Annotated in this window: 13 protein-coding genes; 5 read left to right on the top strand and 8 right to left on the bottom strand. The window is 64.0% G+C overall.

Features of this window, described 5'->3' with window-relative positions; genetic code table 11:
* Positions 1-50: 50 nt before the first annotated feature.
* Positions 51-1,070, top strand: coding sequence for an XdhC family protein (locus tag GYA94_RS14740; protein WP_161892576.1), 1,020 nt, complete (start codon positions 51-53; stop codon positions 1,068-1,070).
* A gap of 21 nt (positions 1,071-1,091) precedes the next feature.
* Here GYA94_RS14740 and GYA94_RS14735 read toward each other — a convergent pair whose 3' ends face one another.
* The 3 genes from GYA94_RS14735 to GYA94_RS14725 all read right to left on the bottom strand — a co-directional run bounded on the left by GYA94_RS14735 (position 1,092) and on the right by GYA94_RS14725 (position 2,644).
* The gene (locus GYA94_RS14735) at positions 1,092-1,880 is read right to left on the bottom strand and encodes a substrate-binding periplasmic protein (protein ID WP_161892575.1); all 789 of its coding nucleotides are present in this window, start codon (positions 1,878-1,880) and stop codon (positions 1,092-1,094) included.
* A 241-nt stretch (positions 1,881-2,121) separates the two neighbouring features.
* Entirely contained in the window at positions 2,122-2,319 is a 198-nt protein-coding gene (locus GYA94_RS14730) for a DUF1289 domain-containing protein (protein ID WP_029887314.1), read from the bottom strand.
* Between the two features lie 7 nt (positions 2,320-2,326).
* Complete coding sequence (locus GYA94_RS14725) at positions 2,327-2,644, bottom strand: hypothetical protein (protein WP_110679629.1); 318 nt, start codon at positions 2,642-2,644, stop codon at positions 2,327-2,329.
* A gap of 314 nt (positions 2,645-2,958) precedes the next feature.
* On the opposite strand from GYA94_RS14725, the gene GYA94_RS14720 reads away from it, so the two are divergent.
* Entirely contained in the window at positions 2,959-4,707 is a 1,749-nt protein-coding gene (locus GYA94_RS14720; protein ID WP_110679630.1) for a BCCT family transporter, read from the top strand.
* 243 nt (positions 4,708-4,950) lie between these two features.
* Here the strand turns inward: GYA94_RS14720 and GYA94_RS14715 are convergent, their stop codons facing one another.
* Positions 4,951-6,294, bottom strand: coding sequence for an OprD family porin (locus tag GYA94_RS14715; protein ID WP_161892574.1), 1,344 nt, complete (start codon positions 6,292-6,294; stop codon positions 4,951-4,953).
* Positions 6,295-6,562: 268 nt separating this feature from the next.
* On the opposite strand from GYA94_RS14715, the gene GYA94_RS14710 reads away from it, so the two are divergent.
* Entirely contained in the window at positions 6,563-7,213 is a 651-nt protein-coding gene (locus GYA94_RS14710) for a TIGR04211 family SH3 domain-containing protein (RefSeq protein WP_029887318.1), read from the top strand.
* A 6-nt stretch (positions 7,214-7,219) separates the two neighbouring features.
* Here the strand turns inward: GYA94_RS14710 and GYA94_RS14705 are convergent, their stop codons facing one another.
* Positions 7,220-8,152 (bottom strand): LysR family transcriptional regulator, encoded by a 933-nt coding sequence (locus GYA94_RS14705; protein WP_029887319.1) that lies wholly within the window; start codon positions 8,150-8,152, stop codon positions 7,220-7,222.
* A 208-nt stretch (positions 8,153-8,360) separates the two neighbouring features.
* Here GYA94_RS14705 and GYA94_RS14700 point away from each other — a divergent pair, with 208 nt between their 5' ends.
* Positions 8,361-8,747, top strand: coding sequence for a VOC family protein (locus GYA94_RS14700; RefSeq protein ID WP_161892573.1), 387 nt, complete (start codon positions 8,361-8,363; stop codon positions 8,745-8,747).
* 41 nt (positions 8,748-8,788) lie between these two features.
* The gene (locus tag GYA94_RS14695) at positions 8,789-9,358 is read left to right on the top strand and encodes a hypothetical protein (RefSeq protein ID WP_110679634.1); all 570 of its coding nucleotides are present in this window, start codon (positions 8,789-8,791) and stop codon (positions 9,356-9,358) included.
* A gap of 34 nt (positions 9,359-9,392) precedes the next feature.
* On the opposite strand, the gene GYA94_RS14690 is transcribed toward GYA94_RS14695, so the two are convergent.
* The 3 genes from GYA94_RS14690 to GYA94_RS14680 form a co-directional block, all read right to left on the bottom strand.
* Positions 9,393-9,833, bottom strand: a complete 441-nt coding sequence (locus GYA94_RS14690) for a VOC family protein (protein ID WP_110679635.1) — start codon at positions 9,831-9,833, stop codon at positions 9,393-9,395.
* Positions 9,834-9,900: 67 nt separating this feature from the next.
* A complete protein-coding gene (locus GYA94_RS14685; RefSeq protein ID WP_161892572.1) occupies positions 9,901-10,827 on the bottom strand; it encodes an alpha/beta fold hydrolase in 927 nt (308 codons plus the stop codon).
* A gap of 152 nt (positions 10,828-10,979) precedes the next feature.
* Complete coding sequence (locus GYA94_RS14680) at positions 10,980-13,379, bottom strand: UvrD-helicase domain-containing protein (protein WP_255326939.1); 2,400 nt, start codon at positions 13,377-13,379, stop codon at positions 10,980-10,982.
* Positions 13,380-13,430: the final 51 nt, after the last annotated feature.

Genomic DNA, 13,430 nt, shown 5'->3' with positions numbered 1-13,430 from the left:
AGGGGGCATGCCTGAGCCAACCTTCTCGACAGTGTTGTAACGGAGTTTCCATGGAAAGCATCGACCTGCTGGTGCTGCGCACCACCCGCGACTGGCTTGCCGGCGGCCACCGCGCCCTGCTTGCCACGGTCGCCCGTACATGGGGCTCTTCACCGCGCCCGGTCGGCTCGATGATGGCGCTGCGCAGCGATGGCCGGGTAGTTGGCAGCGTATCCGGTGGCTGTATCGAGGACGACCTCATCCACCGCTACACCAGCGCCTACGGTGGCCCCGGCATGCCCAGCGGCCAGCCGCAGGTAGTGCGCTACGGCGTCAGCGCAGACGAAGCCCACCGCTTCGGCCTGCCCTGCGGCGGCACCCTTGAACTGGTGCTGGAGTTCGCGCCCGCGTTGTCGCACCTGGAACAACTGCTGGCCAGCCTGGACAGCGGCAACCTGATGTGTCGCGAACTCGACTTGCACACGGGTGCTGCCAGCCTGGTTGCCACCGCTACCCCACAACTGTTCAGGTTTGATGGCCAGCGCCTGTGCAGCACCCTTGGGCCTGGTTACCGCCTGCTGCTGATCGGTGCTGGCGCCCTGGCCGAGTACCTCGCAACCATGGCCCTGTTCAACGGCTTCAGTGTCTCGTTGTGCGACCCGCGCCCGGAATACACGGCAGGCTGGAGCATCCCCGGCGTTACCCTGCTGCCAGGCATGCCAGACGATGTGGTCCGTGCCTTCAAGGCAGATGTGCGCAGCGCCATCGTTGCCGTCAGCCATGATCCCAAGCTGGACGACCTGGCCTTGCTCGAAGCCTTGCACGGCCCGGCCTTCTACATTGGCGCCATCGGCTCGCGGCGCAACAGCCAACTGCGCCGTGAGCGGCTGATCGAGCATTTCGGCGAAAGCGAAGCGTCGCTACAGCGTTTGCATGGGCCGATAGGCATCTATATCGGCAGCAAGACCCCGGCGGAAATCGCCGTCAGCGTGATGGCCGAGCTGCTGGCGGCAAAAAATGATGTGCATTTGCCTGGCGCGGTCAACGTCAGCAACGCCAAGGAAGCCGAGCAGCTGGCCCACGCGCTGTAGCAACGGCCTGCGCACGGCCTGTCATTGCCATTGCCTCATGTTCTCCTTCAACAACTGCTGCGGCAGGGCTCCGCCCACGATCCTGGCCATTTCCCGGGCCAGTGCTGCGCGCAGCTGTGGCTGGTTGCAGGGTGAATTATGCGAAATGGCCAGGTACAACCCTTCACTGGAGACCGGTGGCTGCAGTACCTGCACGGCACCGCCAATACCCAGCGTGCGCGCCAGGGCCATGCCTGGGTACTGTTCGTAAACCACGTAGGCACTGCGCTTGTGCACCAGTTTTTCGAACGCCTGGCGAGCAGTGGGTACCGCTTCGAGCGTGAGATGAGCCTGCGCGTACTCATCGAACTGCTGGCCATGGCTGTTGTTCACCAACGTACCGCCCTTGCGGCCCTTCAGGTCCGCCCATTGCCGGTAGGCAAAGGCGTCACCCTGGCGCACCCAGACCACGCTGGGGGTGGCCAGGAACGGTGGCTCGATGAAGTCCATGTGCTGTTGCCGCGCCTCGGTGCGAAAGTACCCGGCCAGAAGGTCGATCCGACCAGTGCGCACTTCTTCCTGCGCGCGTGACCACGGCCCAGCGTAAACCACGTCGATCTCCAGCCCGAGCTGCTTGCCCAGGTGCTTGAGCAAATCGGCATTGGCACCCATCAACTGCTGCGGGTTGCGCGGATCGCGCCACAGGTAAGGCGGGTATTCCGGGTTACCGGTGGCGGTCAGCCGCCGGCATGTGTCATCGGCTACCGCCGCCAGGGGCAGCAGCATCAGGCACAACAAGGGCAAGGCGTGGCGCAGGCGACGCTTGATCATCAACGACCCTCGGCAGTTGTAACTTCGCCGCCCCGCTGGGTGACCAATGGCTTGAGCAATGCTGGTCGGCTGCATCAGGTGTGGGGCTGTATACAGTCTGGACCATCAGAGGCCGACTAGCGGACCTTTTATGGGCAAAAAAAGGAGTGCGGCCCATCGCCGGCAAGCCGGGCTCCCACAGGAGCAGTGCAGACCTCAAGCTTTGCGCCCCCTGTGGGGGCTGATGAGCTGCCAGCAGGGCCTAACTGACCTGCCGCTTGGCCGCCTTCTTGGCGATGGCCTTCATGCGCGTGGCCGCCCGCTGCACGGTCGCCATCTTCTCGGGGCGCTTCATGCCCCGCCATTTGCGGATTTCCTCGCGGGTACGGCCGCAGCTCACGCACAGCTCACTGTTGAGCTGGCACAGCGAAACGCAGGGGTTGTCGATGTCTTTGGCCATATGCCGTTCAGCCGGGCAATTCAGCCCGCGCGCGCGCGCCAGCATCCTTGAACACTTTGCTCACTTCATCGGCCTTGGCCTTGTTGACCGAGTAGGCGGCCACCAGCTCGTCGACAACGCGTAGGCCTTGTTCCAAGGCCGTCTTCAATTGGTCGGCGTCGCAAGCGTCAGCGATATCCCCAAGGTAAGGCGCGATGAGGTAAACGTAACGGTCTTGCAGCTTGAGCGCTTCCAGCGCATCAAGAGCATGCTGGAACCGCTCGGCTGCGGCAGGGCTCATGCTCAGTTTATCGAAATGAATCAGGCTCACACGGTCAGTGGCCATTATTACGAATCTCCGTTTCCTGGTACGGCCGGGCCCGCACGCGACAGCGCTTCTACGGTGCTTGATGTGCGGCCCCGGGTAATGCCCACCAGCGTACCAGAAGCCGAGACAGAAAGGGCCAATGCCCCCAGAACTAAAAGTATTTGCCAAGTCGCGCAAGGGCAGCCCCAGGACGCTATCGGGACAGGTGCCGGCGCTGACCGCGCAGGATAATTCCGCCAGCACTCCACCCGGCCGAGGCGCCAACGCCCTCGGTAGCTCACACAACTACAAGCCTGCACGAACAGGCAAGCCACACAGGGGCCTCAACATTCATGGTAAAGGAACACATCAACGAAACACTCGACCTTGGCGTTACCGACCCCTCGAAAACCGCAGAAGCCCGCCAGGACCGGCGCTTCGAGGGCAAGCTGGACTGGGTGGTCTTCGGTTTCACCAGCATCCTGGCCATCGCTTTCGTGCTCTGGGGCTTCATCAACCAGGCCAGCCTGGCGCGCAGTGCCTCCACCGCTCAATCGTGGGTCATTCTCAACTTTGGCTGGTTCTTCGTACTGACCTCCACCCTGTTCGTGGTGTTCGTGCTGTGGCTGGCCGCCAGCCGCTACGGGCGGGTACCGCTTGGCCGTGATGGCGAACAGCCAGAGTTTCGCACGGTGTCCTGGGTGGCGATGATGTTCAGTGCCGGCATGGGTATCGGCCTGATGTTCTTCGGCGTGGCCGAGCCGCTGTCGCACTACGTGTCACCGCCGCCCGGCTCGGCCAGCGGGCAGACCAGCGAAGCGATGCAGGTCGCCATGGCGACCACCCTCTTCCACTGGACCTTGCACCCTTGGGCCATGTACGCCATCGTCGGCCTGGTCATCGCCTACGGTACCTTCCGCCGGGGCCGCTCACAGTTGATTTCCGCGGCCTTCCGGCCGTTGATCGGCAAGCACGCCAACGGCCCGCTTGGCCGGCTGATCGACATGATGGCAATCTTCGCCACGCTGTTCGGCTCGGCGGCCTCACTGGGCCTGGGCGCCCTGCAGATCGCCGGCGGGTTGGAATACAACGGCTGGATCGAAAGCCCTGGCAAGCTGTTCTACATCTCCATCATCACCCTGCTGACCATCGCCTTCGTCTCGTCGGCGGTATCGGGCATCGGCAAGGGCATCCAGTGGTTGTCCAACATCAACATGGTGCTGGCCCTGGTGCTGGCGCTGTTCGTGTTCATGGTCGGGCCGACCCTGCTCATGCTGAACCTGCTGCCGACCTCGCTCGGCATCTACATCAAGATGCTGCCGGAAATGATGGCCCGTACCAACGCCAGCGGTGGCGAGCAGATGAACAGCTGGCTGGCCGGCTGGACAGTGTTCTATTGGGCCTGGTGGATTTCCTGGACGCCGTTCGTGGGCATGTTCATTGCCCGCATCAGCCGTGGCCGCACCATCCGCCAGTTCGTTACCGGCGTGCTGCTGGTGCCGAGCCTGGTCAGCCTGGTGTGGTTCACCATCTTCGGCGGCGCGGCCGTCGATGCCCTGCGCGAAGGTGCTTTCCAGCTGGCCAACGGGGCCGTCAACAGCAACCATGCGTTGTACCAGTTGCTGGACAGCTACCCACTGGCCTCGGCGACGTCAGTGCTGGTGATGGTGCTGGTGGGCATCTTCTTTGTCTCGGGCGCCGACGCGGCGTCGCTGGTGATGGGCACGCTGTCGGAGCACGGCACCACCGCACCTTCGCGGCGCACGGTGATCTTCTGGGGCGCGCTGACCGGGACGGTCGCGGCCATCATGTTGGCGATCGGCGACCCACGGGACCCCGGCGAAGCGCTGACCGGGCTTCAGAACCTGACGATCGTGGTGGCCCTGCCGTTTGTGGTGGTGATGGTGCTGCTTTGCCTGGCGCTGTACCGCGACCTGCGCAAAGACCCGATGATGCTGCGCCAGCTGCGCGGCAACGAGCTGATCGAAAAAGCCGTGCTGTATGGGGCGGTGAAGCATGGCGAAGAGTTCTATATCGTGGTGCAGGAGAAAAAGGCGTCGGTCAAGACGGCGAAGGCTGCGAGCGAAACCGCAGACACCTGAACCCGCGCAGCGGTAACGGCTACTGCGCAAAAAAAGCGCCCCACAGGGTAATGCCTGTCAGTTGAGCGTTACTGGGGCTGCTTTGCAGCCCTTCGCGGGCACGCCCGCTCCCACAGGTTTGGCGCTGAACTCGAGAACTGCGCGATCCCCTGGACTGCCCCAAATTACTTAACTGACTTGCATTGCCCGGGGAGCGCAAACATTCACCCAAACCAAAGGAGCTGGAAAGCTACCAAGGTGAATTCACAGGATCGACAGTGGGTACTCGACGATCAGCCGCACTTCGTCCAGGTCCGACTCGAACGCCGTGGCGCGGGTGGTGGCCTGGCGTACGCGCAGCGCCAAGTCCTTGGCCGCACCGCTCTGCACCACGTACTTGACCTCGATATCGCGCTCCCAGCGTTTCTGATCGGTCAGCGGGTTGCCATCGGCACCCCGGCGCATATATACGGCGTTGGCGTTGCTGTAGTCCGCGTCGCTACCTTTGCCGTAACGGGTCATGAACGACAACCCAGGCACGCCATAGGCCGCCATGTTCAGGTCATAGCGCAGCATCCACGAACGCTCTTTGGGCGAGTTGAAGTCGCTGTACTGGATGGAGTTGTCGAGGAAGATCGAGTCGGCCTGGCGCAAGTAATCGAAGTCGTCGTCGCCATTGTTGCGCTGGTGGGTGAGCGCAAGGGTGTGGGCACCGAAACGCACGCCCAGCTTGGCACTCCAGATATCGTTGTCGAAAGCACCCAGGCGCTGGCGCCCCTCGTCCACGGCCTTGTAGTAATTGAAACCGCCAATCAGCGCCAGTCGCTCGCCAAGCGGCCAACTCAGGCTGGTGCCGGCGTAGTACTGGTTCCAGACATCCTTGAGCCGGCTGCTGAACAGGCTGACACTGGCATATTCGTTGAGGGCGTAGTCGCCGCCGCCGTAGGCGATCCAGGGCGAGTCCACCGGGCCGCCATAGAAGGTGGCGAAGTTTTCCCGCATGCCGCTGGACATGGGCTGGCTCATGGCATGCAGGCGCCCCGCCTGCAAGGTCAGGTCCTTGATGCTGGTGTTCTCCAGGGTCGCGCCCCGAAAGCTCTCGGGCAACAGCCGTGAGTCGCCTGCGGCGACCACCGGGTTAACCGGAAACAGATCGCCCACCTTCAATACCGTATCGAACAGGCGCACCTTGGCCGCGCCGCCAACCTTGGTGTATTCATCGCGCGCCTGGCCGTCATGGTCTACCGGCAATACATCGAACGAACTGCGCCCGCCGTTACGGCCGCCGCCGGTATCGAGCTTGAAGCCGAGCATGGCGAACGCGTCCACGCCGACACCGACCGTGCCTTGGGTAAAGCCCGACTCGAAGCGGGCGATCACGGCGTGAGCCCAGGCCTCGGAGTAGCCATTGTCAGCCGCTTTGCGCGGGTTGTGCGTGGGCGCTGCAGCATCGCGGTTGTCACGATTGAAGTAGAAGTTGCGGTTGAGCACATCGAGGGTGCTACCTTCGATGAAGCCGTCGGTGTTCTTTTCGGCGGCCAGTGCCTGGCCACCGGCGCTGGCCAAGGCCAGGCATGCAGCCAGTTTAAGGGGGTATCTGCAAGTCATCGGATGCTCCTTGAACGTCGCATTTGTTTTTATGTCGACGTTGCGAGATTGCCCCTCGGCAGATAACGCCAGGATGATCCCCGCATTACAATTGCGTCATCGGCGGCGCCCCGGCACGGCTTTGGCGCTGCAACATCCTGCAGACATTTCCGACGCCAGGCAGTGAACCTGCTGACAAAAAAAAGGTCATTCGCTGACGGTCAACTCACCGACCGGTTCATCGGCCCAGTCACCGGCCTACTTTTTCTCCGTTGCAGCGAAGACCAACATGCCCGATTCCCGCCCAACCGCCTCCGCCCTCCCTGCCCTGCGCGGCAGCCTGATCGCCGCCCTGCTGGCGCTTGCCGCACCCGTGCATGCCGAAGAGCCCGCCAGCGACGCACGCTGGGTCAGCGACAGCCTGAGCACCTATGTGCGTAGCGGGCCGACCGACGGCCATCGCATTGTCGGCACCCTCAAGTCCGGGCAAAAGCTGACCCTGCTTGGCAGCCAAGGCAAGTACAGCCAGGTGCGCGGCCAGAATGGCGACGTGGTGTGGATCCTCAGCGATGACCTGCAGGCGGTTCCCGGCCAGAACGAACGGCTGCCGCTGCTGGATGCGCAGGTGGCAGAGCTCACCGGCCAGCTGAAGACCATCGACGACAGCTGGAAAAACCGCGTGCAAGGCATGCAGGAAACCCTGGACTCGCGCAAGAAGCTGATCGACGAGCTGGAGGCACGCAACAAGGCGCTCAACGAGCAATACGACCAGAGCCAGTCGGAGCTGCGCGACACCCAGGCGCGCCTGGGCGATGAGAACAAACAGGTGATGATGCGCTACATGGTCTACGGTGGCAGCATCGCCGGCGCGGGCCTGCTGGCGGGGCTGATCCTGCCGGCGCTGACCCGCGGGCGCAAGAAGAATGACCGCTGGTTCTGAACTGGGTCAGGCACCGCGCTGCGGCTGCAGATCTTGGAACTTCGCCAGCTCTTCGCGGCAGAACGCCACGAACAACTGCGCCGGCTTGGTCAGCTGTACACGCTTCAACCAAGCCGCGGCCAACCCCGACAGCGCCACCGGCTCGGTGATGTCCAGCATGACCAGGCGCTGGCCGTCGTAGGTGTAGGGCGAATGCGGCCGGGTGACCAACAGCGAGAACCCGAACCCCTGCCCGACCATGCCGCGCACCATCTCGATCGAAGGCGAACTGAAGACGATGTTCGGCGTGAGGCCCAGCTCGTTGAACAGGCTGACGAAGTAGGTACGGCTGGGCGCCACGTCCAGCAAGATCATCGGCTCCGGGCACAGGTCGCGCAGCGAGACCTGGCCCTGGCTGGCAAAACGGTGGTTCTCCGGCAGCAATACGTACGGTTTTTGCGGCGGCATCAGCGGCTCGGCCTCGATGGTGCCATCGAGGTCGTGATCATAGAGAAACGCCAGGTCGAAGCTCCCTGCGGTCAGGCCCTGGATCAGGTCCTGCTGCTCGCCGTCGCGCAGGCGGATATCCACGCCAGGGTAGCGCTGGCGGAAACCGGCAATCAGCCGTGGCAGGTACAACGGCGCCACGGTTTCGAAGCAACCGATATCGATCTGCCCGGCAACGGTGTCATTGTCGGCCAGGGCGTTTTGTTCGAACTCATGGGCCATTTGCAGCAGCGACTTGGCCTTGGCGTAAAAGCGCTTGCCGCTGGGCGTCAACGACACACCCTGAGCATGGTGGCGGATGAACAACTGCACCCCGAAGCTTTCCTCCAGGCCTTTGATGGCCGTGGAAATCGACGGCTGAGCGATGTAAAGCTGGCGCGAAGCCTCCGCCACGCTACCGGCTTCTACCGTGGTGACGAAGTACTTGAGTTGTCGCAGGGTATAGGCAGCCACGCTTACCTCTCTGGCGCCGGCCTGGGCGCACGGGAATCGGGATCATGGCTGACACTTTACCCCCGCAGGCGCCCGGGCGGTGGCTGGCGGATCAAGCATTTGCCTATGGCTTGAGCAGGTTTTCCCTGGGTAGGCTCAAGCGCACTGGTCAAATGGCCCTCAGCGTCTTTACTGATACTTATCGACCCTAGGCATACGGTGTGCACTCATGAAGATCATCGTCACCAGCATCCTCGTCGACAATCAAGCCAAAGCCCTTGCTTTCTACCATTACGTACTCGGTTTCGAGCCCAAGCAGGACATCCCCATGGGCGACCACCGCTGGCTGACCCTCACCTCCCCCAACGACCCCAACGGCGTTGAGCTGCTGCTGGAGGCAGATGACCACCCGGCGTCCAAAACCTACAAAGCTGCACTCAAGCAAGCGGGTACCCCTGCCACCTCCTTCGCCGTGCGTGACATTCAGGCAGAGTATGCCCGGCTCTGCGCCGCCGGCGTCCAGTTCACCCAGCACCCTACCAACAAGGGGGCGGTAACCGTCGCGGTGTTCGATGACACCTGCGGCAACCTGATCCAGATCGCACAGAAGCACTAACCCCATGCCGCTATGGCACTGCGCAACAATAAGGAAAACAGATGCGCCACGAATTCAGCGAAGTGCTCAATGACGGGGTCGACTACTTTCTGCTGGGCGATATCCAGTTGCTCGAACGGTTCAAGCAGGACCAGCAACTGCCCGATGACCTGGCCTACGCCTTCACCCATGACGACAGCGGCGACCAAGCCGTGAGTGAAGGTGTGGTGCTGCCACTGGCCGGGGTCGATAACCTGCCGTACCGCATTCTGTTCACCCTGGACAACCACACACCAGCGCTGCGCGAAGCTGGCAGCCGCCTGAAGCACCAGCGCAACGGCTATGTACTGCGCGTCGAGCACGGGGCGCTGATGCTGTATACCTGGCGGATGCTTCAGCACTTCACGCCCAAGACGCTGGGTGACTTCTTGGCGCGTTACCAGGTACCGGGGCGGCCGATCATCGAGCTGGACAATGGCTGGTATGACGTGGAGGTGCTGGCCGGCGCAGTGGTGCGCGACGCCTTGTACGAGCCAGCATTCGAGTTCGTATTGAAAAAGCGCTGGAACCGGGGCCGGCCGGCCACCGTGGACACTGGCTACGCGTTCGGGCTGCGCGGCTATTACGACTGATGGTTGCCTGCCCCGGAGTGCGGCGCCGCCAGGGTTAAACCCCGAGGGGGTGCACCGCTGCCACTGACGCTATCGGCCCCTTAAGCTCGACCTGGTTGCCATCCGGGTCGTAGCAGTACAGCGACGGCCCTTCGCCTTCGGCACCGTAGCGTTTCTCGGCAGGTTCTACCTGCACCCCCGCCGCTTGCAGGTAGGCCAGCAAGGCGGGCTCATCGAATGGCTCGATACGCAGGCAGAAATGATGCAGGTTGCGCCCCTCGGCGCCCGGCGCCGCACCACCGGTTCGCCCCAGCGGCCCGTCCAGCGTAACCAGGTCGATCATCGCCGTGCCCGTGGCCAGGTGCACCATGCCCAGGTCCTCACGCACGCGGCTGACCGAACAGCCAAGCAGGTCGGTATAGAACGCCACGCTGCGCGGCAGGTCCCTGACCCGCAGTACCAGGTGGTCGATGTGCTGGATGGCGAAGGGTCGCATGGCGGGCTCCTGCTGGCCTGGGGGTGTACCACCATAGCGCAGGGCCCCAGGCCATCACCAGCACTCGCTACTCATTCACCAGGCGTTGCAGCATGCCCCCTTCGTGCCGCGCGATGATGCGCAGCAGTTGGTCGGCCAGCGCCCGGTCCGGCGCATCCAGGTGGAAATGATGACCGCCCGGGTGCCAGGACACCTTCGCATGGTCGGGCAAAGCTGCCTGGCGCTGGCTGAACGCATCGCCGGAAAATGCCCCCTGGCGGCCGAACATCAGGTACAACGGGCAGCGGATCTGGCTGAGCAGGTCGCACGCTTCGCGCTCGGTCAGCGGCATGGGTTCGGGCAGCACCAGCCGTGGGTCGTGGCGCCAGCAATAGCCCTCGCCCAGCTGCAACAGGTCGCGCATGGCCAACAAGCGGGCGGCGCCTTCGGACAGCTCGGTGTCCAGCCGCTCGCGGCGTTGCGCCAAGGCGGTGTCGAGGTCATCGAAGCGGGCGGCGCCCGGCTCGCCGAAGCCCGGTAGCTGGCTGCGCTGCACCATGCGCTTGAGCCGATAGGCCCGCGCCAGGTGCTGCACGCGGTCATCCTCGGCGACGGTGAACGGTGCCCCCATGCCGTCGAGGAACGTCATGCTGGCGATGCCGCTGGTCATGGCCGCAAGCAGCGACGCCACCCCCGTGCCCATGCCGTGGGCCAGTACATGGAATTGGCTCAGGCCGAGGCTGTCGGCAACCGCCAGCATGTCCTCGGCGTGCTCCCACAGGTAATAGCCACTGTCGTGCCGGCGATGGTCGGAACGCCCATGGCCGACCAGGTCGGGGGCCACGACGAAACAGTGTTCGAGCAGCGGTGCCAAGCGGTCGAACGAGGCTGCATTGTCCAGCCAACCATGCAAGGCCAAGACCGGCATGCCGTCCTCCCGGCCCCAGCAGCGCACCGCGATTTCGACGCCATTGTTGTCCAGCAAGTAATCCTTGGGTGTCGACGATGAACGCATGGGTAGCTTCCTGACTAAGGCCTGGCAAGGCCGCGACACCCCTACCTTGGCGCGATGCCGGCAGCCGCGTTGGTGCCGGGCCGACACTTGCATAGGCCAGACCGACACCCCTCAGCTGAACGGCGCCCCTTGCTCGCCGGCCACAGCGCCCTTCACTGCCCGCGCAGGTCCTCGAAGAATGCCTGCCGGCCATCGACCCGTGCAGACGCCCTTGGCGCCACTGCCGCTTCGCCGCTGGCGGCCTCGACGTGCCAATAGCAGTGCTGCACGGCACGGGTCACTGCCACGTAGGCCAGGCGCTGCACTTCTTCCTTCTGCGCGGTATCGAACGGCTGAGCGTCTGCGGCCTTGCCCAACCCGGCCTGGCGGTAGACCTGGTTCTTGTAGGGGGAGCTGGTCAGGTACTGGCAGTCGCCGAGCATGAACACCGCGTCGGCCTGCAGCCCCTTGGCACTGTGGTAGGTCAGCTGGCGCAGCCGGCGTTGCTCGGCCGGCAGCGCGGCCTCGGCTTGCACCACGCTTTGCAGGTGCTCGCTCATCAGTGCCCGGTCGCTGCCCTTGCGGTACAGCATCATCACCGTCTCGCCGCGCTGGTAGTGCTCCATCAGTGTCTGGCCCAAGGCTGCCTCATCCCGGTCGAAGACCTTGACCGGCGAGCCCGGCAATTGCGCGGCGGGGCCGCTGGCGCGGGCCTTCTTGCCGGCAATTGCCGGGGTGCCCTTGACCAGGTGCTCGGCGGCATCGATCACCTGTTGCTGGCAACGGTAGTTATCGACCAGCATCACGCGGGTGTTGGCCGGTGCAGCAAAGGCCTTGGTGAATTCCATGAAGTACTTGGGTGAACTGCCGCGCCAGCCATAGATCGACTGCCAGTCGTCGCCCACGCACAGCAGTGACGAATGCTGGGCATGCCGCCCGGTGTGCATGGCCGGGCCGCGTCGGCGTATTTCGCGCAAACTCGCACGCAGCCAGCTGACGATCTGTGGCGACACGTCCTGGAACTCGTCGATCATCAGGTGCGCCAATGGCCGCAACAGCGGGTCGGGTAGCAGGCGCAGGTTTTCCGGGTTGTTTTCGCCGAACAGGGCGAACATGCGGTTGTAGCTCATCACCGGTGGCGACAGGCCCAGCAGGTGCGCTTCCAGGGCTTTCCAGTACAAGGCCAGGGCCTCGAAGAACAGGGCGTCGCTGTCACCGCTGGGGAAACTCATCGACGCCACGGCCGTGTTCACCTCAAGGCCAAGGTTCTCGATGAAATTGGCAGCCCCCACGAACGCATCCAGCAGCGGCACCGCCGCCAGCTCGCCCTTGACCTTGTACTCGAAGCCAGGGCCCGCCACGGCATCACCGGCCAGCGACGCTGCCAGGCGCCGGGCCATGGCGTAGTTGTCCAGCCAGATCAGCGGCCGGTCGCAGAACGCCTGCAACAAAGTGCGTTTGACCGCCCACTCACCGCGTACCGCCAGCTTGGCGCCAGGGCGCTGGTACTGCGCGCTTTCCGTCGGATCGAAGCCGAGCACCACCAACGGCCCGCCCCCCGCCAGGCGCCCATGCACATGAAACCGGCTGCCACGGATCTCGACGGTATCGCGGCACGGTTCGATACCTGTGATCGGCCAGGCGCCGGCAGCGAACCAGAGGTCCTCGATCACATCACACAGCTCTTCGTCGCGCTGCGCAGCCAATTGCGTAACCTGGGCGCGTTTTTGCACCTCGGGGTTGTTCGGGTCCAGGGGTTTGAGCTGCAAGACTTCGCTTCGCAGCAAGCCGATCAGCTCGGCAAAGCGTGGGCTTTCATGCAGCACGCGGCTGTAGCACTGGTTCAGTTGCTGGCGCTGGGCGTCATTCAAGCGCAGGTCGAACGGGTTGCTGTCGGCCTCGGCTTCGCGCCCGGCTGGCATGTCGCTGCCCAGCGTTTCGAAAGCACGCAGCTGGTCAAAACCCGGCAGGCTGCGCACCAGCGGCAGAATGCGTGAATGGAAGGTCCGCACCAGCTCGCGCGCCTGCGCCGGTTGCAGGTTGATCTGCCACAGGGCGAACACCTGCACCAGGCGCTTGATGAAGTCTTTGCGCGACTCGCGGGTAAAGGTGACCACGGTCATCGCGTCCAGCTCGTAGCCCAGGTAATGGCGCAACAGCAGGATGCGCAGTACCAGCGACGTCGATTTGCCCGCGCCCGCCCCGGCCACCACGCAGGTAGACGGGGTGTCGCTGAAAATCAGTTTCCATTGCGCAGCGCTGGGTTGCGCTTCGGCGGGCAGGCGCAGGGCCACATCGGCCTTGAAGCGTTTTTTCAGTTCAGCCGTCAGCGGCAGGCGCCAGTCGTCGAAGAGGTTGTCGTCGCAGCCAGGCACGGCAGCATCCTCGGGGCGGCTGTCGCGGATCACCAGCACCTGGCGCCCGGCCTCGTAGCCGGCTTCCCGGCCACGCTCGAAACCATCGCGCACACCCTCGGCATGGCCCCTGCGTTGCCCGGTGGCATGGCCCAGGAACCATGAGTCCCGGTGCTGCGCCTGCAAGCCGGTCAGGCAGCGCCCCAGCAGGCGCAGCACCGGGACTCATGGTTCCTGTGCCATGCCACCGGGCAACGCAGGGGCCATGCC

This window comes from Pseudomonas juntendi (assembly GCF_009932375.1).
Taxonomy (GTDB): Bacteria; Pseudomonadota; Gammaproteobacteria; order Pseudomonadales; family Pseudomonadaceae; genus Aquipseudomonas; species Aquipseudomonas juntendi.
The sequence above is the reverse complement of the archived record's forward strand: the minus strand, read 5'-3'. Positions and strand labels throughout refer to the sequence as shown.